General features: G+C 66.7%; 30 protein-coding genes and 1 tRNA gene. 14 read left to right on the top strand and 17 right to left on the bottom strand.

Annotated features, from left to right (window positions below):
* Positions 1-133: 133 nt before the first annotated feature.
* Together HTZ84_RS13545 and HTZ84_RS13540 are read right to left on the bottom strand one after the other, a co-directional pair.
* A complete protein-coding gene (locus HTZ84_RS13545) occupies positions 134-490 on the bottom strand; it encodes a hypothetical protein (protein WP_174681168.1) in 357 nt (118 codons plus the stop codon).
* 146 nt (positions 491-636) lie between these two features.
* Complete coding sequence (locus tag HTZ84_RS13540) at positions 637-885, bottom strand: hypothetical protein (protein WP_174681167.1); 249 nt, start codon at positions 883-885, stop codon at positions 637-639.
* A gap of 123 nt (positions 886-1008) precedes the next feature.
* Between HTZ84_RS13540 and HTZ84_RS13535 the strand changes: the two genes are divergently transcribed.
* Complete coding sequence (locus HTZ84_RS13535) at positions 1009-1416, top strand: PPOX class F420-dependent oxidoreductase (protein ID WP_174681166.1); 408 nt, start codon at positions 1009-1011, stop codon at positions 1414-1416.
* A 35-nt stretch (positions 1417-1451) separates the two neighbouring features.
* Here the strand turns inward: HTZ84_RS13535 and HTZ84_RS13530 are convergent, their stop codons facing one another.
* From HTZ84_RS13530 to HTZ84_RS13520, 3 genes are all read right to left on the bottom strand, one after another.
* Positions 1452-1682 carry a hypothetical protein gene (locus HTZ84_RS13530; protein WP_174681165.1) on the bottom strand — a complete coding sequence of 77 codons (231 nt, stop codon included), beginning with the start codon at positions 1680-1682 and terminating at the stop codon, positions 1452-1454.
* 309 nt (positions 1683-1991) lie between these two features.
* Positions 1992-2492, bottom strand: coding sequence for an Lrp/AsnC family transcriptional regulator (locus tag HTZ84_RS13525; protein WP_174681164.1), 501 nt, complete (start codon positions 2490-2492; stop codon positions 1992-1994).
* Between the two features lie 142 nt (positions 2493-2634).
* On the bottom strand, positions 2635-3696 hold the full coding sequence (locus HTZ84_RS13520) for a hypothetical protein (RefSeq protein WP_174681163.1): 1062 nt from the start codon (positions 3694-3696) through the stop codon (positions 2635-2637).
* Positions 3697-4089: 393 nt separating this feature from the next.
* Between HTZ84_RS13520 and HTZ84_RS13515 the strand changes: the two genes are divergently transcribed.
* Both HTZ84_RS13515 and HTZ84_RS13510 read left to right on the top strand, forming a co-directional pair.
* The gene (locus HTZ84_RS13515) at positions 4090-5670 is read left to right on the top strand and encodes an acetolactate synthase large subunit (protein ID WP_174681162.1); all 1581 of its coding nucleotides are present in this window, start codon (positions 4090-4092) and stop codon (positions 5668-5670) included.
* Between the two features lie 136 nt (positions 5671-5806).
* Positions 5807-7132, top strand: a complete 1326-nt coding sequence (locus tag HTZ84_RS13510; protein WP_174681161.1) for a glycoside hydrolase family 68 protein — start codon at positions 5807-5809, stop codon at positions 7130-7132.
* A gap of 450 nt (positions 7133-7582) precedes the next feature.
* Here the strand turns inward: HTZ84_RS13510 and HTZ84_RS13505 are convergent.
* Together HTZ84_RS13505 and trmY are read right to left on the bottom strand one after the other, a co-directional pair.
* A tRNA-Pro gene (locus HTZ84_RS13505) sits at positions 7583-7655 on the bottom strand.
* 90 nt (positions 7656-7745) lie between these two features.
* Positions 7746-8345: a tRNA (pseudouridine(54)-N(1))-methyltransferase TrmY gene (gene trmY / locus HTZ84_RS13500; RefSeq protein ID WP_174681160.1), complete on the bottom strand. Its 600-nt coding sequence runs from the start codon at positions 8343-8345 to the stop codon at positions 7746-7748.
* A 211-nt stretch (positions 8346-8556) separates the two neighbouring features.
* On the opposite strand from trmY, the gene HTZ84_RS13495 reads away from it, so the two are divergent.
* Positions 8557-8742, top strand: coding sequence for an HVO_A0556 family zinc finger protein (locus tag HTZ84_RS13495; protein ID WP_174681159.1), 186 nt, complete (start codon positions 8557-8559; stop codon positions 8740-8742).
* A gap of 151 nt (positions 8743-8893) precedes the next feature.
* Here the strand turns inward: HTZ84_RS13495 and HTZ84_RS13490 are convergent, their stop codons facing one another.
* The 3 genes from HTZ84_RS13490 to HTZ84_RS13480 all read right to left on the bottom strand — a co-directional run bounded on the left by HTZ84_RS13490 (position 8894) and on the right by HTZ84_RS13480 (position 10672).
* On the bottom strand, positions 8894-9082 hold the full coding sequence (locus tag HTZ84_RS13490; protein ID WP_174681158.1) for a hypothetical protein: 189 nt from the start codon (positions 9080-9082) through the stop codon (positions 8894-8896).
* A gap of 9 nt (positions 9083-9091) precedes the next feature.
* Positions 9092-9283: a DUF7511 domain-containing protein gene (locus tag HTZ84_RS13485; RefSeq protein WP_008896123.1), complete on the bottom strand. Its 192-nt coding sequence runs from the start codon at positions 9281-9283 to the stop codon at positions 9092-9094.
* Between the two features lie 276 nt (positions 9284-9559).
* Positions 9560-10672 (bottom strand): S1C family serine protease, encoded by a 1113-nt coding sequence (locus tag HTZ84_RS13480; protein ID WP_174681157.1) that lies wholly within the window; start codon positions 10670-10672, stop codon positions 9560-9562.
* Between the two features lie 171 nt (positions 10673-10843).
* Between HTZ84_RS13480 and HTZ84_RS13475 the strand changes: the two genes are divergently transcribed.
* From HTZ84_RS13475 to HTZ84_RS23280, 4 genes are all read left to right on the top strand, one after another.
* Positions 10844-12217 carry a tRNA pseudouridine(54/55) synthase Pus10 gene (locus tag HTZ84_RS13475; RefSeq protein ID WP_174681156.1) on the top strand — a complete coding sequence of 458 codons (1374 nt, stop codon included), beginning with the start codon at positions 10844-10846 and terminating at the stop codon, positions 12215-12217.
* Positions 12218-12302: 85 nt separating this feature from the next.
* A complete protein-coding gene (rnhB, locus tag HTZ84_RS13470) occupies positions 12303-13046 on the top strand; it encodes a ribonuclease HII (protein WP_174681155.1) in 744 nt (247 codons plus the stop codon).
* 112 nt (positions 13047-13158) lie between these two features.
* On the top strand, positions 13159-14172 hold the full coding sequence (locus tag HTZ84_RS13465) for a sodium:calcium antiporter (protein ID WP_174681154.1): 1014 nt from the start codon (positions 13159-13161) through the stop codon (positions 14170-14172).
* A 97-nt stretch (positions 14173-14269) separates the two neighbouring features.
* On the top strand, positions 14270-14377 hold the full coding sequence (locus HTZ84_RS23280; RefSeq protein WP_449271909.1) for a DUF7563 family protein: 108 nt from the start codon (positions 14270-14272) through the stop codon (positions 14375-14377).
* Between the two features lie 189 nt (positions 14378-14566).
* Here the strand turns inward: HTZ84_RS23280 and HTZ84_RS13460 are convergent, their stop codons facing one another.
* Both HTZ84_RS13460 and secF read right to left on the bottom strand, forming a co-directional pair.
* Positions 14567-16183 carry a preprotein translocase subunit SecD gene (locus HTZ84_RS13460; RefSeq protein ID WP_174681153.1) on the bottom strand — a complete coding sequence of 539 codons (1617 nt, stop codon included), beginning with the start codon at positions 16181-16183 and terminating at the stop codon, positions 14567-14569.
* On the bottom strand, positions 16180-17064 hold the full coding sequence (secF, locus tag HTZ84_RS13455; protein ID WP_174681152.1) for a protein translocase subunit SecF: 885 nt from the start codon (positions 17062-17064) through the stop codon (positions 16180-16182). The genes HTZ84_RS13460 and secF overlap by 4 nt, the downstream gene beginning before the upstream one ends.
* A gap of 121 nt (positions 17065-17185) precedes the next feature.
* Here secF and HTZ84_RS13450 point away from each other — a divergent pair, with 121 nt between their 5' ends.
* Positions 17186-17518 (top strand): hypothetical protein, encoded by a 333-nt coding sequence (locus HTZ84_RS13450; protein WP_174681151.1) that lies wholly within the window; start codon positions 17186-17188, stop codon positions 17516-17518.
* Between the two features lie 52 nt (positions 17519-17570).
* Here the strand turns inward: HTZ84_RS13450 and HTZ84_RS13445 are convergent, their stop codons facing one another.
* Positions 17571-18044 (bottom strand): DUF5812 family protein, encoded by a 474-nt coding sequence (locus tag HTZ84_RS13445; protein WP_174681150.1) that lies wholly within the window; start codon positions 18042-18044, stop codon positions 17571-17573.
* Between the two features lie 517 nt (positions 18045-18561).
* Here HTZ84_RS13445 and HTZ84_RS13440 point away from each other — a divergent pair.
* Entirely contained in the window at positions 18562-19863 is a 1302-nt protein-coding gene (locus HTZ84_RS13440; RefSeq protein ID WP_174681149.1) for a glucose-6-phosphate isomerase, read from the top strand.
* Between the two features lie 66 nt (positions 19864-19929).
* A complete protein-coding gene (locus HTZ84_RS13435; protein WP_174681148.1) occupies positions 19930-21054 on the top strand; it encodes a CPBP family intramembrane glutamic endopeptidase in 1125 nt (374 codons plus the stop codon).
* Positions 21055-21084: 30 nt separating this feature from the next.
* On the opposite strand, the gene HTZ84_RS13430 is transcribed toward HTZ84_RS13435, so the two are convergent.
* Entirely contained in the window at positions 21085-21543 is a 459-nt protein-coding gene (locus HTZ84_RS13430; protein WP_174681147.1) for an NOB1 family endonuclease, read from the bottom strand.
* A gap of 4 nt (positions 21544-21547) precedes the next feature.
* Entirely contained in the window at positions 21548-21793 is a 246-nt protein-coding gene (locus HTZ84_RS13425) for a PRC-barrel domain-containing protein (protein ID WP_008896139.1), read from the bottom strand.
* Between the two features lie 304 nt (positions 21794-22097).
* Between HTZ84_RS13425 and infB the strand changes: the two genes are divergently transcribed.
* Together infB and HTZ84_RS13415 are read left to right on the top strand one after the other, a co-directional pair.
* Entirely contained in the window at positions 22098-23897 is a 1800-nt protein-coding gene (infB, locus tag HTZ84_RS13420) for a translation initiation factor IF-2 (protein WP_174681146.1), read from the top strand.
* Between the two features lie 84 nt (positions 23898-23981).
* Positions 23982-24185, top strand: coding sequence for a hypothetical protein (locus tag HTZ84_RS13415; protein ID WP_174681145.1), 204 nt, complete (start codon positions 23982-23984; stop codon positions 24183-24185).
* 9 nt (positions 24186-24194) lie between these two features.
* On the opposite strand, the gene HTZ84_RS13410 is transcribed toward HTZ84_RS13415, so the two are convergent.
* Complete coding sequence (locus HTZ84_RS13410) at positions 24195-24632, bottom strand: cyclophilin-like family protein (protein WP_174681144.1); 438 nt, start codon at positions 24630-24632, stop codon at positions 24195-24197.
* Between the two features lie 26 nt (positions 24633-24658).
* Positions 24659-25561: a PH domain-containing protein gene (locus tag HTZ84_RS13405; RefSeq protein WP_174681143.1), complete on the bottom strand. Its 903-nt coding sequence runs from the start codon at positions 25559-25561 to the stop codon at positions 24659-24661.
* Positions 25562-25818: 257 nt separating this feature from the next.
* Here HTZ84_RS13405 and HTZ84_RS13400 point away from each other — a divergent pair, with 257 nt between their 5' ends.
* Positions 25819-26244 (top strand): hypothetical protein, encoded by a 426-nt coding sequence (locus tag HTZ84_RS13400; RefSeq protein WP_174681142.1) that lies wholly within the window; start codon positions 25819-25821, stop codon positions 26242-26244.
* Positions 26245-26288 lie beyond the last annotated feature (44 nt).

Here is a 26288-nt window from a genome sequence, read left to right as displayed (position 1 = left end):
CGCCGTCGCATGCGGACCCGATAGAACCCGCGCAGGGATTGGTATTGGCGCGATAGCGCGACCGCGGACCCGTAGCTGCCCCGCTCCTCGAGTTCGGATCCCGCGTCTCGAGCCGACGCTGCGGACCGTTACGTCACTCCGATTCGCTGTCGTTGCCCTCGCCGCCGCTATCGTTACCGGCGTCCTCGCCGCCGCTATCGTTACCGGCGTCCTCGCCGCCGCTATCGTTACCGGCGTCTCCGTCTTCCTCTCTCGTCGGGCTCCCGTCCTCGTCCTCGCCGACTTCGGGATTGCCCCCGTCGCTGTCGTTGACGAGCCCCTCGTCTTCGTCCTGGTCCTGTCCGTTCCCCGTTCCCTCTTCGGCGGCCGGTTCGTCGTCCTCCTCGCCGCCACCGCTGCCCGGGCCGCCACAGCCGGCGACTAGCGCCGTCGCCGCCGTCGCACCCGTTACCTGCAACAGCCGTCGTCGCGTCCGCTGCTGTGGACTCATATCACGTGCAAGTATTCCGCGTCCGATAAGTTCTGAGCCGACACTCGCGTGTGTCGGGTCCGCGAGGTCGAACGGCGACGGGTCGACTCGAGGAGGAAGGCGGTCCGAGTCGGACGCTGGGTCCGGATGCTCCGCAGCCCGTCGGGTTACCAGGTGGGTCGACGAGCGGACTCCACGCCGGCGTCGAACCGCTCGACTCGAGGTCCGGGCTCGAAGAAGTCCCCGCGGTCGTCGTAGGCGACCCAGCCCTCGAGGACCATCGTTTCCAGCACGTCCCGGACGAGCCCCGGATCGTAGCCCTCGATCTCGCGGGGACGGAGCGGGAGTCCCCGACAGATCATCCACTCGAGGGCGTCGTTCCAGATCGCGTCGCGCTCGGGATTGTGCGCGTACATGTGTTAGCTGCGGATTCCCGACGATAGCTATCAATCTTCCGCCCGTTCCGGGCGTGGATCGAGGCGAGCGTGCCTCTCAATGTAGGCAGTAGGCAAAAGCCGAACGCGAGCGAATCGCCGCCCGTGACAGCAATCCCCGACGCCTTCCACGACCTATTCGAGAAGCAAACGTTCGCGCACGTCGCGACGCTGACCGAGGACACCGATCCCCACGTCACGCCGGTCTGGATCGACTACGACGCCGACGACGACCGGCTCCTGGTCAACACCGAACGCGGTCGCCGCAAGGAGCGCAACGTCCGCGAGGATCCGTCGGTCGGCGTCAGCATGGTCGACCCCGAGAACCCCTACCGGCGACTCTCGATCATCGGGGAGGTCGAGGAGGTCACGACCGAGGGGGCTCGAGAGCACATCGACGAACTCGCTCAGCGTTACACGGGCGAAGACGAGTACGGAATGCCCATCGAAACCGAGCGGGTTATTCTGCGGATCCGCGTCGACGAAGTCGTCGACGCACAGGACACGAGCTGATCGCCGCGCAGGTCGTCCGGTCGAACCCGTCGCCGTCACGCGTCGTCGGATTCGGTCTCCGGCGCGCCGTCGGGCGATTCGTCCGACGGAGTCTCGTCGGCGGCCGACGGTTCCGAATACTGGCGCCGAGTCTGCTGGTTGAGCAGTTCCACCTCGTGGCTGCGCTCGGCGTGGCGGTTGAAAAACGTCTGGGCGTCCTCGAGTCCCTCGATGAGCCGTTCCGTGCCGCAGGTGTAACAGACGCACCGGTACAGATCCTCACTCATCGATCGACGCTCGTGAGGAGATAGCGGTGACTATCGGCCGGACGTGGCCAGCGACGGTCTCGGGGCGGGGTCGAGTGGCGTTCATGGGTAGTCAGGTTGCGCCGCGCCGGTCGGGAAACGATTCTCGCTCTCGTCGCAATCGGTGCTTCTGATCAAGGTAGCTGTGTGTGGACGGTAGCTGTATTCGGTTCGATACGACAGTCATTGTCCACGACTTGTTCGGCAATACAAAAAGCCCGTCCCTAATCTATTTGGAAGAAAAGGAGGTACTTATTCTAGTTTGGATTTTCGAAGTTTCTCGGAGGGAATTTATTCTCGGAAATCGCCGGGTCGCTGTTCTTCGCCGACATCCCCGGCGAAGAAGTCGACGGGACGACTCCGCGTCTTCCGCAACAGCCGTTCCCGCTCGATCGTCAGCGGGAGGTCGTCCAGACGGCTCGTGATCTCGTTTACCTCTTCGGTGTTGTTCGCGACCGCCAGCGCCTGAATGTTCTCTCGCGCACTCAGCATCTCGTCGACCTTGACTATCTGGGGGAGTTCGAGCGCCCGCTCGGCGACCTCTTGGCGCTCGTCGGTCGCGGCCGTACAGGAAAACTGGAGGCGGATCGGGAACCCGGCCTTCTCGTAGTCGATGATCGGCACGTAGCCCTCGATGATCCCGTCGTCCTCGAGCTGTTCGATCCGGTTGCGGATCGTCGTGTCCGTCACCGGCAGCTGTTCGGCCATATCGACCGGCGTGGTCGCTCGAGCGTTCTGTTGGAGAAGATGGAGGATTCCGTAATCGATCTCGTCGAGTCCGTCGGCAGCCATACTCAGGGTATCCGAGCAGTCGCTAAAGGATCTTCGGGTCTCGAGGCGGGTAAGCGGGGCGTACGCACGCACCAGAGTGGCTCCACGCGTCGATCGGTGGCGCATTAAAAGCAGCGCTGGAACCGGAGACGCGTCGCGCCGATTACGCGTCGCCGTGGTCGTCCGTACACTCCGCGTCGGTGTCGGCCTTCTCCGTGTCGACCGCCTCGCCGTCGTAGGTGACGGTCACGGACGTCTTCCGGTCGTCGAGCACGGTCACCCAGAACGAGTCCGATCCCTTAGCGTCGACGTGGCACTCGCCGCCCTGCTCGTCGCCGTTGACGGTCCAACCGAGCGTCACGTCCTCCTTGCCGTGGTTGTGGACGCAGAACTTGGCTTCCGTCGTCTTCTCGACGCCGCCGGTGTCGCCGTCGCCGGCACCGTTCCCGTCGTTTCGCGTTCGCGTCCGGTGACAGACCGCCTCGAGGTCGATCTTGTCCGCCATCGTCGACTCCCGGCACGCCGCCGTGTCGACGCTGACCGACTCGATCCGCTTCCCGTCGTAGTAGAGTTCGACCGCCGAATCCTTCGAGAGGGCGACGGCTCGGAACGACTCGACGCCGCCCTTCGGGACCGTGACCGTCCCGTAGAGCTTGTCGAGGTCGAACTCCGCGTCCTCGAGGTCGACGCCCTTCTCCTCGGCGAGTTCCTCGAGGTCGATCGTCCGCTTGCCCAGATCGAGCGTCGTGCCGTTAAGTTCGATCCGCTTCCCCTCGAGACGCTCGAGATCGTCGGCGTCGACGTTCATCCCCTGGGATCGGGCGTAGGCCTCGAGCGCGGCCGTATCGTCCTCGTCGAAGTCGTCCGGATCCACCTCCTCGAGGGCAGCCGTATCGAGGTCGCCGAGCTCGAGCCCGTCGACGTCGACCTTCCAGCTGAGCGTCGCTTCCACCGAGCGCTCGTTCCGGACGCGGACCGCCGCCTCGCCGCTCTCGTGGCAGACGACCTCGAGGTCGAGGCCGGCTTTCGTCGCCGCCTCGTCGTCCCGATCGTCGTCTTTTTTGTCGTCGCCGGCTGCCCGTTTCTTCCCGTCGGTCTTTTTTCCGTCCGTCTCGTCGCCGTCGAAGACGCCCGAAACGCCGAGGGCGCTCCCGCCGAGGGCCGTCCCCACAGCGCCGATTCCGAGCAGACTCTGTCGCCGTGAAAGTAGATCGTCCTCTGACATCGTTGAACTCCCGCAACCCAACGGTCGCGGCTACCGAACACTCCCGGAGAGTCGACCATTGTTATAGCGCGACTGTAGTGTCGAACGCGCAACGGCTCTCGATAATCGGTTTCGGCCGCTGAGCGCGCCGCCGATCGAGTTGTATTCGACCGCGCCTCCCGGAAGAAATCGGCTGCTATCGTCCGTAACGTCCACCTTCAATTTCGAACCGCTAGCAGGGGGCCGCTCCCCGCCCCAGCTCGGACGCGACGACCGGACGCCGCGTCGTCTGTCGGCAGCCCCTACTCGCCGGCGAAGAGCGGTCCGCCGCTGTAGCGAGCGGTTTTCGGTCGCCCCGCCGACGCCGTGTGTGCAGGGCGGGCGATTAATGACGGCGCCGTGGACGGGACGTCCATGGCGACCACAGCCGAGTTGCTCGTCGACTGTCTCGAGGCGGAAGGCGTCGAGCGCGTCTTCGGCGTGCCGGGCGAAGAGATCGAGGATCTGCTGTTCGCGCTGCGCGAGTCGTCGATCCGCTTTCTCCCGACGCGCCACGAACAGGGGGCGGCGTTCATGGCCGACGTCCACGGGCGGCTGACCGGCGAGGCCGGCGTCTGCCTGTCGACGCTCGGCCCCGGCGCGACGAACCTCATGACCGGCGTCGCCGACGCCCAACTGGACAAGAGCCCGGTCGTCGCCGTCACCGGCCAGGGGGGTCGCGAGCGACTGCACAAGGAGAGCCACCAGGCGCTTGACGTCGTCGACGTCTTCGAGCCCATCGTCGCCTGGAACACCCGGATCGGCGAGCCCGAAATCGCGCCCGAGTCGGTCCGCAAGGCGTTCAAACTCGCCGAATACGAGAAGCCCGGCGCGACCCACCTCGAGTTCCCCGAGGACGTCGCCGCCGAGGAGATCGACGCGGAGCCGATCGAGACGCGCGACCCCGTGCGCCGACCGGACCCGGACGACCAGTCGGCCGCGCGCGCGGCGCGGCTGCTCGAGGAAGCCGAGCGCCCGATCCTGCTGGCGGGCAACGGCGCCGTGCGGACGCGCGCGTCCCAGACCATTCGGTCGCTGGTCGACCGCGTCGGGATCCCCGTCGTCGAAACCTACATGGGGAAGGGGGCGATCTCGGACCGCGAGGCGGCCTCGCTGATGACGCTCGACTCGGGGCCCGACGAGGAGGCCGCGCTGGCGATCGACCGCGCCGACTGCGTGATCGCGGTCGGCTACGACATCGCCGAGCACGATCCGGCGGGCTGGAACCCCGACCTCGAGAAGACCATCGTCCACGTCGACTACGAACCCGCGGAGGTCTACCGCCACTACAACCCAGACGTGGAGATCGTCGCCGACGTCGGCGCCGCGCTGGCGGCCATCGACGAGCGCCTGTCCGACGCGGCCTGTTCGCTGTGGTGCGACGACCTCCACGAGCAGTTGCTCGAGTCGGTGACCGAGCCGCCGGCCGACGACGATCCGATCACCGTCCGGAACTGCCTGCCGCTGTTGCGCGAGGCCATGGCCGATTCGGACGTGCTCGTCTCGGACGTCGGCAGCCACAAGATGGCGATCGCCCAGTCGTTCCCGACCTACGAGCCCAACACCTGCGTGATCTCGAACGGGCTGGCCAGCATGGGTATCGCGGTCCCGGGCGCGCTGGCAGCGGATCTGACGACGGACGCGAACGTGGTGGCCGGGACCGGCGACGGCGGGTTCATGATGAACGCGGCGGAACTCGAGACCGCCTCGAGACTGGGCTGTCGCTTTACGACGGTCGTGTTCAACGACGACGACTACGGCCTCATTTCCCAGAAACAGGACTCGCATCGGGGTGAGCACACCGGGACCGAACTGTCGAACCCGGATCTGGTGACGTTCGCGGAGAGCTTCGGCATCGAGGCGTACCGGCCGGAGGGATGGGACGAAGTGGAGGCGGCGTTTAGCGAGGCCGTGCCGTCGGACGAGTTGGCGCTGATCGAGATCGAACTCGAGTGAGGGCGAGTGGCACACCGTTACGACCGCCGGCGAACAAGTGCAGTTTTGATTGTTCATAATATAAATAAACTATCTTCAACAGGAAATAAAACTGATCGAAGTTACTATTATTTAGTGAGTAAATATTTGGAGTGTAATGTCCGACGAGACTAGTTCAACTGAGTTGAACAGGCGAAACGTTCTAAAAACGACCGGTGCGATCGGTGCGGCCGGGCTCGGGCTCTCGTTCGGTACCGGTTCCGTCGCCGCCGTCGAACCCGGTGACGCGAGCGAGTGGACGGCGGAACACGCGTCGAATATCGAACGCACGGACGCGACCACCGCACCGGTAATCGACGACGGAGCGGAGCCGATTTCGGACGACTACTGGATCTGGGACACGTGGCCGCTCCGACATCGCGACGGTTCGATCGCGAAGATCGACGGCTGGCAGATCGTCTTCTCGCTCACGGCGTCGAAAGACCTCGTGCCTGGCGATCGACACAACGAGGCGACCATCCGCTATTTCTACTCCCGGAACGGCCACAGTTGGCGGGAAGGAGGTACGGCCTTCGAGAACCCGCTCGGCCACCACCAGTGGGCCGGCTCCGCGATGTACGACGAGAGCGAGGACCAGATCTACCACTTCTATACGGCTACCAGTCCGGAGCCGGAGTTCCGACAGCGGCTCGCACTCGCCAAGGGAGCCTCGCTCGAAACGGGTCCGCGAGGGGTCGAACTGACCGGTACGCAGGAGCACACCATCATCGGTGCGGCCGACGGCGAGCTTTACCAGACGCTGGAACAATCCCGGGAGCAAGGCATCGTCTACGCGTTCCGCGACCCGTGGTATTTCCAGCACCCCGAGACCGGCGAAGACCTGCTCGTCTTCGAAGGGAACACGCCGACGGGAAGCGACAGTCCGTCCGATCCCCGAAGTTACAACGGGAACGTCGGCGTGATGCGAGCGACGAACGACTCGCTCACCGAGTGGGAACTCCTCCCGCCGAACCTGGAGGCGATCGAGGTCAACCAGCAACTCGAGCGACCGCACTACGTGTTCAACGACGGGAAGTGGTACCTGTTCGTCCTCAGCCACGAGTTCACGTTCGCACCCGGCCTCCAGGGTCCCGACGCGCTGTACGGGTTCGTGAGCGATTCGCTCTACGGGGACTACGAACCGCTCAACGGCAGCGGTCTCGTCGTCGCGAACCCCGAATCGGCGCCCTTCCAAGCGTACTCGTGGCTGGCGATGCCCCACGGGAACGACGTGCTGGTCGAAAGCTTCGAGAACTTCCGCGGGCTCGACGACACGTCGCGGGGCGAGATCAGCCTCGACGAGGTCGGCCACCTCCCCCCGGAGGAGCAGAAGGACCTGTTCGGTGGCACGCTCGCGCCGAGCCTGAAGGTGCAACTGCGGGGGAGCGAGACGCGCGTCGTGAACGAACTCAAGGACGGTCACTTCATCCCCTCGGGTAACTAACGACCCAGGGGCCACCGATCGTCGCCGAGTCGGCGATGCCCTCGCCGTCCTTCGTCAGGCGACAGAGCACGGCCGACGACCGTGCGTCTCTCCCGGCCGATCCCGCGGAATCGCATAACCTGTCCCATTGCGGAGACGAGGATCGAATCAACCGCCGCCTCGGTTTTACTGCGATACGGTCTCTCTGCTCGCGTTGCAGGTTGTAGAATCGAATCGCGTATTGAAAGGCACCCACCGCTTCTGTCACGGGGTCCGTTATTCGACGTCTCGGTACACTACTGCGCCACGCTCCGCTCCTCGTGTTGCGGTGCGGGAGAAGTGGGCCGGCGCAGATTCGAACAGCGCAACCCTCGCTTCGCTCGGTTTGCTGGCTCGAATCTTTGCGGCTGCATTTCTGCCCGCTCACGAACGCGACTCGCTGTCGCTCGGGGTTGTGAAATGCGGGAAAAGTGGGCCGGCGCAGATTCGAACTGCGGTTACGGCCACCCGAAGGCCGAAGGATACCAAGCTACCCCACCGGCCCGCATTTGTGAGTGAGAGTCCCCGATTGTTTAACGCTTCCGAAAGCGTCTATCGCTTCGCTCGGTAGCGATTCGCACACTCGAGTCCGCGCCTAAAACCGCTCGTAGCCCTCGGTGTCCAGATAGTGGTGCGCGACGGTGATCGCCTGATCGGCGTGCAACAGCTCCGGACCCAGCCGCAGGCGCCGATCGACGGCGTCCTCGAGCACCCGTTCCTCCGCGTCGGTGAAGTCCCGGTGGTCAGAGAGTACGAACACGGGGTCTTCGAGGCCGTCGACGCCGACGTCGACTACGGCCTTGCCGTCCTCGTGTAGCTGCACCACGGTTCCGTCGGCGACTTCCTCGAGCGTTTCCTCGAAGCCGCGCCGGTACACTTCGATGCCGGGACTCGGCTCGGCCGGGAGGGCGCCGATGGCCTCGTCGCGGTGCTCGAGGGCGGTCCGTACCAGCGCCGCGGTGCTTCGCTCGTCGGGGTTGAGCCGGCGGAGTTCGCTCCCGTCGAAGGTGATCGTGAGCTCGTCCCGGACGACGAGGTGGGTCCGGACGTCCTCGCGGATCCCGTGGGAGGTGACGAACGAGGCGGTGATCGATCGACAGAGCGCGTCGAGGCGACCGGCCCCGCCCGCGAGGTCGTCCAGCGAGAAGTCGGGGTCGGTCGGGACGTCGTGGCCGATGCAGACGAACTGGCGCATACCGGTACGCGGCGGGCCGCGGGGATAGCCGCCACGGTTCGCCGCGACCGGTCGCCGTCGACCGCTCGTCTCGAATCGAGAGCCCAGCCGTCGCGTCTGTCGCCCGCGAATACCGTCGATCCACGCCGCCGTCGTGCGGTGTCGTCCCCGGTCGTAACGCTGCATAGGCATGGCCAACCGTTTCCCTCCTCTCGGGAGAGCTATGGTACATATGGCGAAATCACAGTCGTCAGCGACCGACGGCGAAGATCCGCAGTTGATCGCGATCCTCGAAGGCAGACCGTGTCCGTACTGTTCGGACGGCGAACTCGAGCGCGGACGCTACAAGGACAAACGGGCGGCGGTCTGCGACAGCTGCGACACGCCCCACGCCCAGCTGTGGCAGCCGGGCGAGTAAGCGATCAACGCGTCCGCGAGAGCCCGCGAGCGATCCGGATGGCCTGCACTATTTTTGCCGAGTCACGCGACGCACGGACGGTCGAGTCGACCGCGCGAAGGCATCGAACAGCCGGTGCCGAAGTCGTCCCGATAGCCGGTACCTCGGTCCGTCACCGCGATCGCGATCCGGAGTAATCGTGGCCGACGATCAGCGCGAGGGCGTGGATCGCGAGGAGGCAGACGACCAGCGAGAGGGAGCCGGCGGAGTCGACGCCGGAGAGAAAGACCGGCAGGTAGGCGACCGGCAGCAGGGTGCCGATCCAGAACCCGGCGGCGGTGACGGAGTTTCCGAGGTGCATCGTCGGGACCTAGCGCATCGATTCGAGCGAGACGAACCCGTCGTCGTAGGCGACGATCCAGGCGGCGTCCAGTTTCTCGTCGCTCGCCTCCCGCGGGAAGATCGCACACTCGTCGGGAGCGTCGTCGTTCTCGATCGTGACGTGATCGAGGTCGGTCAGCGGTGCGTCGGTCGGACGGGCGGTGTCGGCGTCGGGAGTCATACGTGACAGGCGATGGGTGATCGCGCTACCGATAGCTACCGGAGTCTCACCTATTGTTATCGACCTGCTAAACCCCACTGCCTGTTGATTACGGCCGATTGACTCCCAGTTCAACGCAGTCGTTCACGAACTCGAGACAGAAACGAAATCTAACTTGTACGGGCCGTCTACACCGGGTTATCGTCTCGACACCATCGATTACGTTCGTCTAGGCGGTCGTTTCAAACGGTTTCGATCGGTTCATCGTCCCGACGGAACCGGTCGCCGGCGCCCGCCTCAGTTGGCCGGGGGTCGCTCCCCGAGCGTCAGCGAGACCGCGGTCTCGTCGCCGTAGCGCCAGCACTCGAGTTCGATCGCGTCCCCCGGGCTGGTCCGCAAGGCGAGGTGGCTCGAGAGCGCGTGGCGGTCGGGAATCGGCTCGCCGTCGATGGCGTAGATGACGTCGCCCCCGACGGGGATCGAGTCGCGCGGGCGAGGCGTTGCGGCCCGGAGGACGCCGTCGGCCGGGTCACCGGACTCGACGCCGGTGACGATGACGCCGGTCGCCTCGGGGAGGTCGTTGGCCTCGGCGATGTATCGGTCGACGGTCGCGAGGGTGATCCCCATGTAGGAGTGGTCGTAGCTTCCGGTCTCGATCAGCGACGGGACGACTCGACTCGCGACCGCAGACGGGATCGCGAAGCCGATGTTGTCCCCGCCGCCGGCGGTGATGACGCCGGCGACCTCGCCGTCTAGGTTGACCAGCGGCCCGCCGCTGTTGCCGGGGTTGACCGCGGCGTCGGTCTGGATCGCGTTCGAAAACGAGAACGTCCGGTCCGGCATGTCGAGCGTGCGATTGACGCCGCTGACGATCCCCTTGGACATGGAGCCCTCGAACCCGTAGGGGTTGCCGATCGCGAGCACCTCCTGGCCGACGACGGAGCGCTCGGCGGCCAACTCGAGTGGCGTCGCCTCGTCGGGGACGTGGTCGACCTCGAGGACGGCCAGGTCGCTGTAGAAATCGGCGCCGACGATCTCGGTGGCCGACCAGTCGCCGTTGATGTACTGGAGGTCGACGGTGTCGGCGCCGGCGACGACGTGCTCGTTCGTGACGAGGTGGGAGTCGCCGACGAGAAAGCCCGAGCCCTGGCCGCCGCTCCCGTCGCCGTACGGGCTCCCGGCGCCCAGCGCCCGCACCTGTGCGACCGAGTCGATGACCGCCTCGTAGACGTCGGTGTACGTCGAGCCGTCGGCGCGCTCGTCGGGATCGATCTCCCGCGAAACCGAGTGCGAGGACGAGCCCTCAACCGAGTCGCTGGAGGTGGGTTGGGCGCAGCCGGCGACGGCGCCGACGAGGCCGGTACCGGCGAGCGCGAGGAACTCGCGACGGTCCGGTGCGTGTCCGTTCATAGCCGAGGCTAGCACTCGATCCATTTGAACGTCCGGGCCACTTGAGAGTCTGCTTATCAATACATTATCCTGAGAGGGAATGACGTACCGGCCGCGAGAGCGATCCGAGCGGCGCCGTGCCGACGGGCCGAAGGGAAAACGTGTTACCCGCGGCCGCCCGATTCCCGTGATATGATCACGGAAGACGCCCGCGCGCTGCTCGAGACGGGGCCGGTCTGTGACTCCTGTCTCGGTCGCCCCTTCGCCGAGCGGAGCTTCGGACTGACCAACGCCGAGCGCGGCCGGGCGCTGCGGACGACGATCGCGATGGAAGACGACGACGACTTCGAGCCCGACGAGCCCGCCGACTGCTGGGTCTGCGAGGGGTACTCGGGTACCGTCGACGCGATCGCCGAGACCGTCGTCGACGCCCTCGAGGATGCCGACTTCGCGACCTACCAGGTCGGGAGCCGCGTCCCGCCGCTGGTCGAGGAAAACGACCGGCTCCTCCGGGAGGACGCCGGCCTCGAGCCGGACGTCGGCGAGTCGTTCAAGCGCGAGGTCAACCGCGAGGTCGGCCGTCGCGTCGGCGCGAAGACCGGTACCGACGTCGACTTCGACCGGCCCGACGTCCTCGCCATCGTCGACCTCGCGGCGTTCGATCCCCTCGAGGCCCTCGAGTCCGAGACGGTGACGGGTCACGCGGTCGACGTCCAGCTCAACCCCGCCTTCGTCTACGGCCGGTACCGCAAACTCGAGCGGGACATCCCCCAAACGGAGTGGCCCTGCCGGGAGTGCGGTGGCAGCGGAACCCAGTTGAGCGACGACGGCGAGGAACCCTGCGACTACTGCGGCGGCTCCGGGTACATGTACGACACCAGCGTCGAACAGACGGTTCGGCCCCACGTCGTCGACGCGATGGACGGCGACGAGGGGACCTTCCACGGCGCCGGCCGCGAGGACGTCGACGCCCGAATGCTCGAGGAGGGGCGCCCGTTCGTCCTCGAGGTCAAACGCCCTAAGATCCGCGATCCCGACCCGGCGGAACTCGAGCGCGAGATCAACGACGCCGCCGAGGGGAGCGTCGAGGTCGAGGGCCTCCGGCTCGCGACCTACGAGATGGTCGAGCGCGTCAAGGAACACGACGCGAGCAAGCGGTACCGCGCCGACGTCGAGTTCGCCGACCCCGTCGACGAGGCCGACTTCGAGGCCGCCCTCGAGGAACTGACGGGAACGACCGTCCAGCAGGACACCCCCCAGCGCGTCGACCACCGGCGGGCCGACCTCACCCGCGAGCGAACCGTCTACGACATCGACGGCGAGTTGCGGTCGCCGACCGAGGCCGAGGTCCGCCTCCACGGCGAAGGCGGCCTCTACGTCAAGGAACTGATCAGCAGCGACGACGGCCGCACGGAGCCGAGCCTGGCCGGCCTGCTCGAGATCGACGCCGAGGTCACGGCGCTGGACGTGTTCGGCGTCGAAGGCGAGGACGAACCGTTCGAACTCGAGGAGTACTTCCTCGACGAGCCGCGGGACGACGGCGAGGCGGCCGCGGCGGACGCCTGACGGGAGCGGTTGCCGACGGCGAATCTTCTTCGAGTCGCGACCGAACAGCGCAACGGTTTAGCCGTCGGCGACGGATCCTCGAGGCATGCCATTCGGCGTCGACGAAGCCGGCAAGGGACCCGCGCTCGGGTCGATGTTCGCCGCGGCGGTCCACTGCGAGGACCCCGCGGCGCTCCCCGACGGAATCGCGGACTCCAAACGACTCGCGCCCGAACGCCGCGAGGAACTGGCGGCGACGATCCGCGAGGACGACCGCGTTCGCGTCGGCGTCGCGGAGATCACGCCCGCGCGCATCGACGACCCGGAGACGGACATGAACTCGCTGGCCGTCGCGGCCCACGCCGAGGCGATCGGGGGCGCGCTCGCGGGGCTCGACTTCGAGCCGGGCGGATCCGACCCTGGCACGCTCGAGGCCGACGCCGTCGAGCCGGCCCCGATCACCGGACTCTGCGACGCCTGCGACACCGACGAGGACCGCTTCGCTCGCCGCGTCAGGGAGGCCTGTACGTCCCTCCCGTCGACGTCGGACTCGCTTCCGGACGCCCTCGAGATCGAGGCGCGCCACGGCGCCGACGACGAGTCGCCGATCGTCGGCGCGGCCAGCGTCGTCGCCAAGGTCGAACGCGACGCCCACGTCGCCGCCCTCGCGGACCGCGTCGACGGGTACGAGTCCGTCGGCAGCGGCTACCCGAGCGATCCGAACACCCGCGAGTTCCTCGCGTCCTACGTCGACGAGCACGGCGAGCTCCCCCCGTTCGCGCGGGAGTCGTGGTCGACCTGCGAGGACCTGCTCGCCGAGGCCCAACAGACGGGTCTCGAGCGGTTCTGACCGGGCGTCGACCGCCGTTTCGCCTCCCCTTTCTCGAGGGCGTTCGTTCGAGCCCGATCGCGTTCGACGACGTGTCGACCGTTTTATACGCCCGCTCGAGTCAGTCTCGAGCATGCTCGACGTGGTCGGCCTGCTCGCGCTCGCCGCCGTCGGAACGGCCGTCGTCTGGAAGGGTAGCACGTGGCTCGAGACGTCCGCGAACCGCCTCGCGACGGGGTACGGCGTGCCGGCGGTCGTCCAGGGGGCGATCATCGCCGCCGCGGGCTCGAGCATGCCGGAACTGGTGAGCGTACTCGTCTCGACGCTGTTACACGCGGAGTTCGAGATCGGCGTCGGCGCCATCGTCGGCTCGGCGGTGTTCAACCTGCTCGTCGTCCCGGCCGCGTCGGTGCTGGCGGCCGACGGCGACGGGATGTCGACGGGTCGGGAGCTGGTGTACAAGGAGGCGCTGTTCTACATGCTCGCGGTCGCTTCCCTGCTGTTGACGTTCTCGCTGGCGGTCATCTACTACCCGCTCGAGGGGGCGGGACTCCAGGGGAACGTCACCCGCCCGCTCGCGCTGTTTCCGCTGGTCCTGTACGGGCTCTACGTCTTCACCCAGTATCTGGACACCACCGAGGACGAAACGGTAGCGGACACCGACATCTCCCTCGGCCGAGCCTGGCTCTGGTTCGGGCTCGGGCTGGTGCTGATCATCGTCGGCGTCGAGGGGCTGGTCCGGGCCGCGGTCGGCCTCGGCGACGCCTTCGGCACCCCCGCGTTCCTCTGGGGGATGACCGTCGTCGCCGCGGGCTCGAGCATTCCGGACGCGTTCGTCAGCATCGCCGCCGCCCGGTCGGGACGGTCCGCGGTCAGCCTCGCGAACGTGCTCGGGAGCAACGTCTTCGACCTGCTCGTCGCGGTGCCGGCGGGCATACTGGTCGCCGGCGCCCTGCCGATCACCTTCACGCACATCGTCCCGATGATGGGGTTTCTGATCCTGGCGACGATCGTCTTCTTCACCGTCATTCGAACCGATATGCTGCTGTCCGAACGCGAGGCGCGGTTGTTGCTCGGTCTCTACGGCCTGTTCGTCGGCTGGCTGATACTCGAGAGCGTCGGCGTGACGACCGTCGTCCCGACGTGAGACGAGGGAGGGGACTCGACGAGAGCCACGCCGACGTTCCGCTGCACTTGCAGGCGCCCCGTTCTTGCCGTTGGCCGGATCAATTGCAGTGTTCGATATGCCAGTCTGTACTAACTGCGAGAACCCCGTTTCTCTCGACTTCGAGCGCGCCTACGGCGACGACGGGACGGTCGATTGGTGTCCGCGGTGTCGAGACGGAACGTGAACGCGGGCGATCCGTTTCCACCGCCACCACAACTGCGTCTCGTCGGCGTCAAGCGAGGCGTCGGCTAACCGATTCGCGGCTCGAGTGATCCGACGGGAAAAAGTAATACCGTACGTCCCTACGCCGAGAGTCGAAGGTCCTCGAGTGAAAGCCGGTCTCCGCGAAAACGACCGCTGCGTGTCCGTCCGCTTACTTGTCCGTCAGCAGCCGCTGGAGGATGTCCCCGTAGGCGGGCCGGGTGACGAGCACGCCGACGAGCACGCCGAGGATGGTGATGATGGCGAACCCGCGCAGATCCCCGAGGCTCAGGACGGCCAGCGGCGACATGGCGATGACCGTCGTCGCCGCGGCGGCGCCGATGACCCAGAACGCCTTCCGGAAGCGGGATTCGAACACCCGCCTCGAGCTGACGTCGCCCTGGTCCATCACCTCGTCGGCGATGATGACCAGGTCGTCTACCCCGGTGCCGACCACGGCGATGAAGCCGGCGACGTGAGAGAGATCGAGCGGCATACGTATCAGCGCCGCGAAGCCGAGCAGGATGACCACCTCCGACATCGCGGTGACGATCATCGGCGCGGCGACCCGCGGGTTCCGGTAGCGCAGGAAGACGACGCCGCTGACCGTGATCACTGCCAGCCCGCCGATCACCAGCGAGTAGAGCTTGAACTGGTCGGCCAGCGCCGGCGACAGCGAGTAGGTCTGGGCCTCACCGAAGTCCAGCGGCGCGGGCAGCGAACCGGACTGGAGGTTCACCGAGAGCGTCTGCGCTTGCTCGAGGTTCTGTGCGCCCATCTGGAACGTGGGATCGTTCTCCCAGGAGCCGGCTCGCATCGAACTCGCCAGATCGGGACCCATGGAGTGGGCGTCGATGACCTCGCCGTCGATGACCGTCAGGAGACAGTACCGCTCTCCCTCGTGGTCGAAGTTGATGCTCTCGCCGTCGCCCCGGAGCCCGCACTGACCGACCCCCTCATCGGTGAAGCCGAGTTCGTTCAGCCGCGACTGGAACTCCGGCGCGGCGTTGCTGTCGACCTGCACAGGAACGATATCGTTTCCGTTCCTGTCGGTCGTCGGGGGATCGACGTTCTCGATATCGTCGTCGGACAGGACCGTCTCGTTCTCCTGGGTACCGTTCTCGGTCGGGTAGTAGGCCTGCACTTCGACGACACCTCGCTCGGCGAGCAGCTCTCGAAGCTCGTCGGCGCCCATGTCCGGCGCCTCGGTGACGATGTAGTAGCCGCCGCCGAGTCTGGCCGACTCGTAGACGTTGCCGCCCGAGAGGCCGGCCGCGTTGATCCGCGACTGGATCGTATCGACCATCCGCTGGCGCGTCTCCGCCGTCACGCCCTCGCGGATGTCCTCGTCGGGATCGACCTCGACGCCGGCCTCGGCGAGCGCGGCGGCGAACTCCTCCTCGCTCACGTTCTCGGTGAACAGCTCGGCGTGGGCGTTTCCGTCGTCGTCGACGCTGACGCGGACGTTCCCCGTCTCGAGGCCGGTTTCGTCGTACAGCGTGCGCTCGATTTCGGTCAGCCGTTCCTGATCGACGGTGCCGTCATCGTTGACGGCGCCCGCGTCGATGTTCTCGGCGGTCATTCCGGTGACGGGGGCGCTTATTCGCGTCCCGCCCTCGAGGTCGAGCCCGTACTCGAGGTTCGTCGCCCCGCTATCCTGGGTCTCGACGTAGTCGTTGCCTCCCATGACGCCGCCGGGGACGAACAGGGAGACCATCGAGCCGGTGATGAAGACGACCAGCAGCAGTAGCCGCCAGTGATTTTTGACGAACGCGACCGGGCCGGTCATGATCGAATCCCCTCGAACTTGTACCAGCGAAGCAGACTCAGGTTGAGCATATACGTATTCATCAGGTCGGCCGCGAGTCCGACGAAGAGGACGATCCCGATCGACGAGAGCAACTCGACGCCGAACAGTCCCGCGGCGATGCCCATGACGAGCATCGCCGCCATCGACGTCACCGTCATCGTGATCCCGGTCCGCATCGCGCGGTGGGTGCTCTCGTAGAAGTCACCCTGGCGACGCAGGATGTGGTTGTTCAACAGGATGTCGGAGTCGACCGAGTACCCGATCAACATCAGCAAGGCGGCGACGGTCCCCAGCGACAGCGAGATGTCGGCGACCGTCATGAACGCCAGCGGGATCACCAGATCCGAGAACGCGGAGAGGACGATGGCGATCGACGGCACGAACGTCCGGAACAGCAGGAAGGTGATGACGCTCATCCCGACGAAGGCCACGGCGACGCCCAGCAGCGCCGTCCGCTGGGTCTGTTTCCCGAAGCTCCCCGACACCGTCGACTCGAGTTGGACGATGTCCGCGTCGCCGTCCTGTTCCAAGTTCTGCTCGGCCTGCTGGCTCAGCGACTCGAGGTCGGTCGAGGTGAACTGGACGACGTACTGGTTCTGGGAGTCGGGCGCGGAAACCGACTGAATCGACTCGGGTTCCTCGTCGAAGGCGTTCGCGATCTCCTCCTGGGAGGAGGTCGTCTGAATAGTCAGTTCGGAACCGCCGGCGAAGTCCATCCCCAGCGGTACCGGCGCGCCCGTCATGAGGAACGTGCCGGTGAGAACGAGCAATGCAACCGCGAGTACCGCAAGCGGCACCGCCGCGAGTTGGCGGTTGCTGTACCGGGTGTAGGAACGGTCCGGTACGTCGAAATACCCCATATACGTGACCACTTGTGGGCCCCTGAGGTAAGCCTTCTCAATTTATGCAGCATGTTTCAACCGTACCGAGGGTGAGAAATACCGTAGGCTGAAGCCGCTCGAGGCCCTTCGGTCGGGTATCATGACCGAGTCCGACCAGCGGTCCGGAGTCGCGGACGACCGGTCCGATCGCTCCGACGCGACCGGCGCCGAACGCATCGTGGTCTCGTACCCGGCCGCCCTCTCGGAGGCTGGCCGCCGACAACTCGAGAAGCAGTCGTTTCGGTCGTACCTCCACAAAACCCACGGCGAGGCCCGCGCGGGCGACGTCTGGGAGGAGTTCGTCGGCGTCGGCTGCGGGACCACGCGGGACGTGTCGCTGCGGGTCGAACGCGTCGACGGCGGTGCCGAAATCACCGACGAAACGGCGATCAGCTACGCGGCTCGCGACGACGGCGAGCTCGAGGACGATTGAGCGGTCCGGAGTCGAGCCGATCGAATCGAGCCCAAGTAACGAAGAGAGCGCCTCAGTCGGGCAGATACCGCACGCTCAACACGCCGTCGTCGGCCGAGCGACGGACCTCGACGCGGACCGCCTCGAGGCGGGCCGCCCGCGCGATGGTCTCCTCGTCCTCGAGGACGTCCTGGGCCGCCGACTCCACCTCGGCTTCGGGAACGCGGAAGACGTGGATCTCACCGGTGCCGGCCCGCTCCTCCTGAATCAGGTCGCCGACGTCGGCGTCGGCGGCCAGCTCCGTCGCGTGCTGGGTCGGAGCGAGGTCGCTGTCGACCAGTTCGATCGACCGGCGGTCGGCGACGTCGATCACCTGCCAGGTGACCTCCAGGGGCGGCTCGGGGGCGACGGTCGCCTCGAGGACGTCGTGGATCTCGAGGCCGGGGTTCGAGCCGAGCGTGTGGACCTGGGCGGTCTCGACGTCGCGGATGACGGCCGACTCGCTCTCGGCGTGAGTGACGACGAACGTGCTCGTCTGTTCGGTCATGAGCGGTCGTAGCGGGCGGATCGGTTTCCGGGTTTCGGCTTCGATTCTCGAACGGGCGGTCGCGGATCGGAAGTGGAACGGGAGCTTCGATCGGAGCGGCTGGAAAGAGAAGCGTTCTGCTCTCGTGGCAACGGGGATTTCCACACCCTCCCCAGCCGATTTCTCCTCACGGGTGCGAAGCACCCGTTCGGCTGGTTCGCGGGACCTCGGTCCCGCGCTAACGCTCCCTCCCGTCGCTCATCCACTGTCAGAGTGAATTCTGACAAGCTGCTGAAAAATCAGGGATTTTTCGCATCACGAGACGGCAAAGCCGTCTCGAACGACTTCGTTCGTTACACTCACGAAGACCTCGCACGGTTCCATCGGCCGGACTCGTTATCACTCGTCCGGCCGACAGCGCGCGCCACCGCAGTCGGGGCTCAGTTCCAACGAGCCAGTCGAGACGAACCCTCGTTGTCTCGCCGGCGAGCGATCCCATCACGGAACGCCTTTATCACAGGCGGTAGCCCTCTCGCGTATGAACGTCGATATCGGTAACGCGCTCGCGTCGGTCGCGTCGCCGGGCGCCTCGAGGGAGTCCCTCGAGCGCCTGGACGAGCAGGTCGCGGACGCCCACGAGCGCATCGTCGCGGGGATGGAACAGTCGGAGCACGGCTACGAGGCCCTCAACCTCCCGGAACGAACCGATCCGGACGAGATCCGGGCGGCCGTCGAGCCGGTCGCCGACGCCGAGGCCCTGATCACGGTCGGCATCGGCGGCAGCGCGCTCGGCGCGGCGACGATCACGGACGCGCTCGCCGACGAGAGCGACACCGAGGCCGTCTACCTCGACAACGTCGACCCCGAGTGGGTCTCGAGTCACCTCGAGCGACTCCCCCTCGAGGAGACGGCGATCAACGTGGTCTCGCGGTCGGGAACGACGGCGGAGACGCTGGCGAACTTCCTCGTCGTTCGCGACGCCTTCGAGGCCGCGGGCGTCGACTGGACCGAGCGCACGATCGTGACGACCGGCGAGTCCGGCCCGCTCCGGAACCTCGCGGACCGGCACGACCTCCCGTCGCTGAAGGTCCCCGACGGCGTTCCGGGCCGCTTCTCGGCGCTGTCGGCGGTCGGCATGGTCGCGGCGGCCGTCTGCGGCCACGATCTCGAGGCCTTACTCGAGGGCGCCGCCGCCGAGCGCGAGAGCCTGACCGGCTCGCTGTTCGACTGCCCGGCCTACGCCTACGGGGCGACGGCCTACGCGCTCGACCAGCGCGGCGCCGCCGTCAACGCCATGGTCCCCTACGCGGAGTCGCTCGAGACCTTCGCCGAGTGGTTCGCCCAGCTGTGGGCCGAGAGCCTCGGCAAGGACGACCTCGGGCAGACGCCGGCGCGGGCGCTCGGCGTGACCGACCAGCACTCTCAGTTGCAGCTCTACCGGGCGGGCCCGCGGGACAAACTCGTCACCTTCGTCTCGCCGGGCGAGACCGACGACCGGTCGATCCCCGACACCGACGTCGACGAACTGGCGTACCTCGGCGACGCGACGCTCGGCGAACTGCTCGAGGCGGAGTTCGAGGCCACCGAGGCCAGCCTCGCGGCGGCCGGCCGGCCGAACGTCCGGCTCGAACTCGAGGGCGTCGACGAGTACGAACTCGGCGGCCTCCTCTACGGGATGGAGGCGGCCTGCGTCCTCGCGGGCGAACTGTACGGCGTCAACACGTTCGAACAGCCGGCCGTCGAGTGGGCCAAGAAGGCTACCCGCGGCCTGCTCGGCGGCGGAGACTTCGAGGAGGCCGACGCCGTCGCCGAGAAGACGGAGCTTCGTATCGAGCGGTAGCCGGATTCAGTCCCGGACCCGACCGCGTTGCGGTGCGCCTATGGGTTCGCGCTCGAAGACTCACGTATGAGCGATCTCACCCGGACCGCCGACGGCGACGGTGACGCCGGCTCGGCCGCGTCCGACGTCGTCCCGACCGTCGGAACCGTCCTCTCGGCCGTCGTTCTCGCCGCGCTCGTGCTGCCGGTCCGCCGCGGCGTCGACGCCCCCGCGGTCTGGCTCGCGGCGGTCGGCGCCCTCGTCGCCACGGGCGCGTTCGTCGGTCGCCGCCACGGCCTGCTCGAGCGGCGCGTCGCCGGGGCGGCCGCCGCCGCCGGGAGCCTCCTCGTCGTCGTCCTGTCGGGGTACGCGATCACCCAGGGCGTCCTGGGATCGGTCGTCGTCCCGGGCCTCGAGGGGGCGGTCTCGTCGCTGTTCGTCGCCCTGGTCGCCGCGATCGGCGCGGTCGGCGTCGGTATCGCCGACCGCGGCGGCGTCTCGGGTCCGGGGTTGTACCGCCGGCTCGCGCGGACGGTCGAGATGTGCGTACTCGCCGTCGTCGGTCTGTTCAGCCTCTCGATCGCGACGGTGTTCCTCTCGCTGCCGGTGACCGTCCTCGTCGGCGAACCCACGCCGCTCCAGCAGTCGCTGGTCGAGTACCCCGCCTACGCGGTCGGCCTCGGCGGGGTCGCGGCGGGCTACCTGGCCTACCGCGGCCGCGACCGGTCGTTCATCGACCTCGAGCGGCCGACGCTCCGGACGGTCGGCTGGATCGTCCTCGGTCTCGTCCTGCTCTTTGCAGCGAACATCGGGATTTCGCAGGTCATGACGGCGCTCGGCATCGACGCCTCGGACCACACCACGACCCAGCGGCTGGCCGAGAACCCCGAACTGGCGATGGTCGCCGTCCCGTCGATGCTCCTGTTCGTCGGGCCGTTCGAGGAGCTGTTCTACCGGAACGTGATCCAGAAGAGCCTCTACGAACACTTCTCCCGCGCCGGCGCCGTCCTCGTCGGGAGCCTCGTCTTCATGATCGTCCACCTGTTCGCGTACGCGACCGCGGGACCGGGCGCGATGCTCGCGAGCCTCGCGCTGGTGTTCGCGCTCGGGTTGATCCTCGGGACGATCTACGAACGGACGGACAACCTGCTGGTGCCCGCGCTGGTCCACGGCTGTTACAACGCGTTGCTGTTCGTCGAATATCTCGTGTGAGAAAACGGGGTACCGACGGCGAGAGCCGAATTACGAGGGGTTCTTCCGCGCCAGTTCCGAGCCGCAGATCGGGCAGCGGTCCTTCTGTTCGTCGAACTCGCGACCGCAGCCCTGACACTGGTAGCGCCAGTGGCGCTGTTCGTCGATGCCCTCGCGAGCGATCACTTCGACGTCGACGTTTAACTTCTCCGCGACGTTTTGCATCGCGTAGTCGTCGGTGACGAGCGTCCCGTCGAGTTCGAAACTCGCCGCGATGAGCCGAACGTCGGTGTCGGAGAGGACGTCGAGATCGCCCGATTCGCGGGCCGCGCGCTGGACTTTCTCGGTGGTGTCGTCGTTCGGAATGTGGATGTGCATCCCCGAGCCCTCCATCGCGTCGTAGCGATAGGCGCTCTCGTCCTCGAGTTCTTCGCGGACGAGGGGGATGGTTGCAGTCTGTTCTGTCGTGTGAAAGTCGTGGATAAACGCCGAGGAGTCGAGAACGTACATACCGTTAGCGCTGGACGACGATGTAGTCTTTGACCGCCTGAACGCGGTTGACGGGGACGAGGAATCGGCCCGCGTCGTCGACGTCGAAGTCGACCGTTCGCGGGGAGATCTCGTCGTCGGGATCGATAACGAGGTCGTGGAGCTTGCCGGATTTGAGATCCATGGTGATGTTATAGAGCAATCCGAGCTCGGTGCCGTCGGAACCCATGACGGACTTCCCCGAGAGATTTTCAGCGAGTATATCGCTCATGCATACCCGTACTTACTAATCGGTATTAAAGTCCACGGGGTAGATAGCGAGGCGTCCTACCCGCCGTCGTCGCATCGCACGAGCGAGACCGCCGAACGGCGATTCGACTCGGTTCGGGCTCCCTCGACGCGACACGGATCCGGTCCGATAGCGGTCGCTCGAGGGGCGTCCGATCGGCGCCGGTTCGGACGGACTCAGTTTCGCGTCGAGCGACCAGTCAGACCGGCGAGAACAGCGCGGATGACGATGGGTTTAACTACCGCTCTACCGACCCCTTAGATAAGACCTTCTCGGGTGGTTCACCATGTCGAATACGGATACGCACGACCCCACATCTCTCAGAACTCCGATCGTGGCCGTCCTCGGCCACGTCGATCACGGCAAGACCAGTCTCCTCGACAAAATACGCGGCTCCGCGGTGATCGAGGGCGAAGCGGGCGCCATCACCCAGCACATCGGCGCGACGGCCGTCCCGCTCGACATCATCTCCTCGATCGCGGGCGACCTCGTCGATCCCGACGACTTCGACCTGCCCGGCCTGCTCTTTATCGACACGCCGGGCCACCACTCCTTTACGACGCTGCGCTCGCGGGGCGGCGCGCTCGCTGACATCGCCATCCTCGTCGTCGACGTTAACGACGGCTTCCAGCCCCAGACGCTCGAGGCGCTGGACATCCTCAAGCGCTCCCAGACGCCCTTCATCGTCGCGGCGAACAAGATCGACACCGTCCCCGGCTGGGACCCCAACGAGGACGCGCCGATCAACGACACCTACGAGTCCCAGTCCGACCGCGTCCGCCAGCGACTCGACGAGAGCCTCTACGAGATCATCGGCAATCTGAGCGACGAGGGGTTCTCCGCCGACCTCTACTGGCGCGTCCAAAACTTCCAGCGCAACGTCGGCGTCGTCCCCGTCTCGGCGATGACCGGCGAGGGCGTCCCGGACCTGCTGACCGTGATGATGGGCCTCTCCCAGCGCTATATGAAAGAGGAGATGGAGATCGACGTCTCCGGCCCCGGCGTCGGCACCGTCCTCGAGGTCAAAGAGGAGAAGGGGTTCGGGAAGACGGTCGACATCGTCCTCTACGACGGGACGATCAAGGAAGACGACACGATCGTCGTCGGCGGACAGAACGACCCGATCGTCACCGAGGTCCGCGCGCTGCTCCAGCCCCGACCGCTCGCGGAGATCCGAACCGAGAGCCGCTTCGAGAACGTCGACGAGGTCGGCGCCGCGGCCGGCATCAAGGTCGCCGCGCCTGAACTCGGCGACGCGATGGCCGGCGCGCCCGTCCGGGTCGTCCGCGATCGGGACCTCGACGAGGTCATCGAGGAAGTGCAGGCCGAACTCGCCTCGATCGCGGTCGACACCGCCGAAGAGGGCGTCGTCGTCAAGGCCGACACGCTGGGAAGCCTCGAGGCCATGGCCGACGCCTTAGACGAGGCGGAGGTGCCGATCGTCCGCGCGGAGGTCGGCGACGTCGCGCCGCGTGACATCTCGGTCGCGTCGACGGCCGAGGATCCGAAACAGCAGGTCATCCTCGGGTTCAACGTCGACGTCCTCTCCGACGCCGAGCACCGCGCCGAGACCGACGACGTGACGATCTTCACCGACGAGGTCATCTACCAGCTCGTCGAGGAGTACGACGAGTACGTCGAGGGGATCGAACAGGCCCAGCAGGACACCATCCTCGAGAACATCTCGCGGCCCGCCCGCTTTCGCATCCTGCCGGACCACACGTTCCGCCAGAACGATCCCGCGGTCGTCGGCGTCGAGGTCAACTCCGGGACCGTCCAGAACAACGCCACCGTCGTGAAGTTCGAGGGCAACGAGCCCGAACGCGTCGGCCAGATCAAGGGCATTCAGGAGCAGGGCGAGGACGTCGACGAAGCCCGGGCCGGCAACCGGGTCTCCGTCGCCATCGACGGTCCGACCGTCGGCCGCCAGATCGAGGAGGACGACGAGCTCTGGATTCAGATCCCCGAGAAACACGCGAAAATCTTAGAGCAGGAACTCGCCGACGAGATCCCCGCAGACGAACTCGAGGCGCTGAACATGTACCTCGACAAGCAGCGCAGCCGGGATCCGTTCTGGGGCAAGTAGCGCCGGCGCGAACGCCCTCGTTCCCGTCGGAAGCGACGACCGTTCGGCCGCTATCCTTATCGTGACATATTCCGTATAACTCCCATGAATCGCATCGTCTGGCTACTCGCCACGTCGTACGTCGCGCTCGGAACCGCGCTCTTCTACGGGCTCGCGATCGACTCGACGACGGTCGTTCTCGGCGCCGCCGCGTTGCTCGCGCTGCTGGGCGCTCCCCAGTGGCTGCTCCTCTCGAGGGGCGGCGGCCGAACGCGGACGCCGGAGCGGGCGCCGCGGAATCGCACCTGACGACGGAACTCACGCCGCGCGCTCGAGTCGCAGTCGCGCCCCGCCCTCGAGATCGACCAGCGCGGCGCAGTCCTCGACTCGAGCGACGACGGTAACGGGCGCGGCGGCGCGCGGTTCGCCGTTCTGGCTCGCGGTTCCGTCGTCACCGCTCGCCATATCGAGGTCTTCGCTCCGCTCAGACCTCGCACGGCTCGCGGGCGTCTCGCCCCAAAACAAACACAGTTTCTCGCCGGCCGGCCAGTACGCGATGGCGCCCTCGGGGACGACCTCGCGGGCGTTTTCGGGCGGTACGTCGAGCGAGACGTCGACGTACAACTCGTCGCCCCAGCGGACGGCGTCGCCGGCGACCGGCAGGACCCCCTCGAGCGCGGCCCGCGTTTCAGGAGCGTCGTCGGTCCAGGCGGCCGCGAGCGTTCGGTCGCCGACGGTAACGGTGAGGTCGGTCATGCGAGAGGCCACGGACGGATGTGCCTTCAATCCGCGAGATTCGGTTGCCGCGTCGCGTCCGCTCGCCCGCGGGCGCGTTGGATTCCCTCGAAGGTCGCCTCGGGGTCGTCGATCGCCGCGCGGTCACAGCGCAGGTCGAGCCACCGGCGCTCGAAGACGAGTTCGTCGTCGGTCAGCCGCACGTCCGCGACGTCGTCCCACGGGACGAACGTGCTCGAGACGGATCGCTCGACGACGAGTCCGGCCTCGTGGGCGCGGATCGTCGGCGGAGTCGCCTGTTCGTTCTGGTCGAAATTGTGCCAGTCGCCACCGATACCGTACCACTGGAGGAGAAAGATGAGCCCGTAGAAGACCATGAACGGACCGACGCTCAGCCCCCACGCGATCGTGCTGTAGAGGCCGCCGCCGATCGTGATCACCAGACAGGCGCCGAACACGATTCCGCCGGCGGTGAGGCCGGTCCGTCGCCACGTCCAGACCGCGGTCGGCTCGTCGGCGGTGAGCGCGTCGATGTACCGATTGCGGGCCATCCGATCGACGCCGTACGCCGTGACGCCGGTGACGAGCGTCACGACGAGCATCAGGGCGACGAACCGGCCGGTCGCCTCGATCGACGTGACGAGGGGGGCGGCCAGCGTCGCCGCGAACGCGATCGGCGGCGCGTAGCAGGCCAGTCGGCGCCACCGGCTCCGACCGATCCGCTCGGGCAGGCCGCGGGCCCGCCTCGTGAGGATGTGGCCGGCGATCGCGACCGCCGTCACCGTCGACGGCAGGATGCCGAGCAGCGTCGCGGTGGAGGCTCCGGCCAGAAGTCCCGCGCTCGCCGCGACGCCGGCCGCGACGAGACCGACGTAGAATCCGAATCCGGCCTGAAAGCCGGTGTCCGGCTCGTCGAACTCGAGGGCGGGTCGTCGTTCGTGAGACGCCACAGTGTCTCGGTGTACGAACGCGCGGTATAAAATAAATAGGGAAATGAGTCCTAGTCGACATCTCCGTTCGACGAGCGACGGTCTCGAGGTGCACCGTCTGTACTCGAAGACGGGACCGCTATCGGCGCGGTCGAGGCTCGAGAACAGTTCGCCGGCGATCACATAGCCCGTTCGACCGACGATCCACCGCGGGCACTCATGAATTGGTTGAGCCTTCCACTACAAGCATTAACTAGGTACTGGTGGTGGCTAGTCTCATGCTCGTTCATCTCCGGCAGTACAAGCACGAGGAGGTTCAGTTCGACGATAACAGGACGACGGGCGAGTCCCAGACCGAAGATACGGTCAACCCGGACGCGGAGGACTACTTCGGCAAGGACATGGACGAGTTCGACGTCGAGACGTGGGACACGGTCGAGTACGAGGGCGACCCGATCGAGCGTCGCTCCGTCACGATCGAAGGGGTTACCGCCGTCTCCGTCCCGCAAGAACCGACCGACGAGGACGATCCGGACCTTCCCGGGCGGACGCTCCAGTTGCGCATGGGCGGCGGCATCGAGTTCGTGGAGCAGGCCGAAATCGTCGAAGTGCAGGACATGGAGGTCACGGAGTCGGAAGCCGAGGGGAAGGTGTCCAAGGAAGACGACCCGCAGGGGAAGGCGCCCATGGACGAGGAGCCGTAGTCGCCGATAGTCGCCTTTCTTTCCGGTCGCGGTTTCGGGAAACG

The sequence above is a fragment of the Haloterrigena gelatinilytica genome (assembly GCF_013342145.1).
Lineage (GTDB): Archaea > Halobacteriota > Halobacteria > Halobacteriales > Natrialbaceae > Haloterrigena > Haloterrigena gelatinilytica.
Note: the sequence above shows the minus strand (reverse complement) of the source record. Positions and strands in the feature narration are given on the sequence as shown.

Coding starts and splice junctions, on each gene's coding strand:
- HTZ84_RS13545 (WP_174681168.1), bottom strand. CDS start 490: ATGAGTCCACAGCAGCGGACGCGACGACGGCTGTTGCAGGTAACGGGT.
- HTZ84_RS13540 (WP_174681167.1), bottom strand. CDS start 885: ATGTACGCGCACAATCCCGAGCGCGACGCGATCTGGAACGACGCCCTC.
- HTZ84_RS13530 (WP_174681165.1), bottom strand. CDS start 1,682: ATGAGTGAGGATCTGTACCGGTGCGTCTGTTACACCTGCGGCACGGAA.
- HTZ84_RS13525 (WP_174681164.1), bottom strand. CDS start 2,492: ATGGCTGCCGACGGACTCGACGAGATCGATTACGGAATCCTCCATCTT.
- HTZ84_RS13520 (WP_174681163.1), bottom strand. CDS start 3,696: ATGTCAGAGGACGATCTACTTTCACGGCGACAGAGTCTGCTCGGAATC.
- HTZ84_RS13515 (WP_174681162.1), top strand. CDS start 4,090: ATGGCGACCACAGCCGAGTTGCTCGTCGACTGTCTCGAGGCGGAAGGC.
- HTZ84_RS13510 (WP_174681161.1), top strand. CDS start 5,807: ATGTCCGACGAGACTAGTTCAACTGAGTTGAACAGGCGAAACGTTCTA.
- trmY (WP_174681160.1), bottom strand. CDS start 8,345: ATGCGCCAGTTCGTCTGCATCGGCCACGACGTCCCGACCGACCCCGAC.
- HTZ84_RS13495 (WP_174681159.1), top strand. CDS start 8,557: ATGGCGAAATCACAGTCGTCAGCGACCGACGGCGAAGATCCGCAGTTG.
- HTZ84_RS13490 (WP_174681158.1), bottom strand. CDS start 9,082: ATGCACCTCGGAAACTCCGTCACCGCCGCCGGGTTCTGGATCGGCACC.
- HTZ84_RS13485 (WP_008896123.1), bottom strand. CDS start 9,283: ATGACTCCCGACGCCGACACCGCCCGTCCGACCGACGCACCGCTGACC.
- HTZ84_RS13480 (WP_174681157.1), bottom strand. CDS start 10,672: ATGAACGGACACGCACCGGACCGTCGCGAGTTCCTCGCGCTCGCCGGT.
- HTZ84_RS13475 (WP_174681156.1), top strand. CDS start 10,844: ATGATCACGGAAGACGCCCGCGCGCTGCTCGAGACGGGGCCGGTCTGT.
- rnhB (WP_174681155.1), top strand. CDS start 12,303: ATGCCATTCGGCGTCGACGAAGCCGGCAAGGGACCCGCGCTCGGGTCG.
- HTZ84_RS13465 (WP_174681154.1), top strand. CDS start 13,159: ATGCTCGACGTGGTCGGCCTGCTCGCGCTCGCCGCCGTCGGAACGGCC.
- HTZ84_RS23280 (WP_449271909.1), top strand. CDS start 14,270: ATGCCAGTCTGTACTAACTGCGAGAACCCCGTTTCTCTCGACTTCGAG.
- HTZ84_RS13460 (WP_174681153.1), bottom strand. CDS start 16,183: ATGACCGGCCCGGTCGCGTTCGTCAAAAATCACTGGCGGCTACTGCTG.
- secF (WP_174681152.1), bottom strand. CDS start 17,064: ATGGGGTATTTCGACGTACCGGACCGTTCCTACACCCGGTACAGCAAC.
- HTZ84_RS13450 (WP_174681151.1), top strand. CDS start 17,186: ATGACCGAGTCCGACCAGCGGTCCGGAGTCGCGGACGACCGGTCCGAT.
- HTZ84_RS13445 (WP_174681150.1), bottom strand. CDS start 18,044: ATGACCGAACAGACGAGCACGTTCGTCGTCACTCACGCCGAGAGCGAG.
- HTZ84_RS13440 (WP_174681149.1), top strand. CDS start 18,562: ATGAACGTCGATATCGGTAACGCGCTCGCGTCGGTCGCGTCGCCGGGC.
- HTZ84_RS13435 (WP_174681148.1), top strand. CDS start 19,930: ATGAGCGATCTCACCCGGACCGCCGACGGCGACGGTGACGCCGGCTCG.
- HTZ84_RS13430 (WP_174681147.1), bottom strand. CDS start 21,543: ATGTACGTTCTCGACTCCTCGGCGTTTATCCACGACTTTCACACGACA.
- HTZ84_RS13425 (WP_008896139.1), bottom strand. CDS start 21,793: ATGAGCGATATACTCGCTGAAAATCTCTCGGGGAAGTCCGTCATGGGT.
- infB (WP_174681146.1), top strand. CDS start 22,098: ATGTCGAATACGGATACGCACGACCCCACATCTCTCAGAACTCCGATC.
- HTZ84_RS13415 (WP_174681145.1), top strand. CDS start 23,982: ATGAATCGCATCGTCTGGCTACTCGCCACGTCGTACGTCGCGCTCGGA.
- HTZ84_RS13410 (WP_174681144.1), bottom strand. CDS start 24,632: ATGACCGACCTCACCGTTACCGTCGGCGACCGAACGCTCGCGGCCGCC.
- HTZ84_RS13400 (WP_174681142.1), top strand. CDS start 25,819: ATGCTCGTTCATCTCCGGCAGTACAAGCACGAGGAGGTTCAGTTCGAC.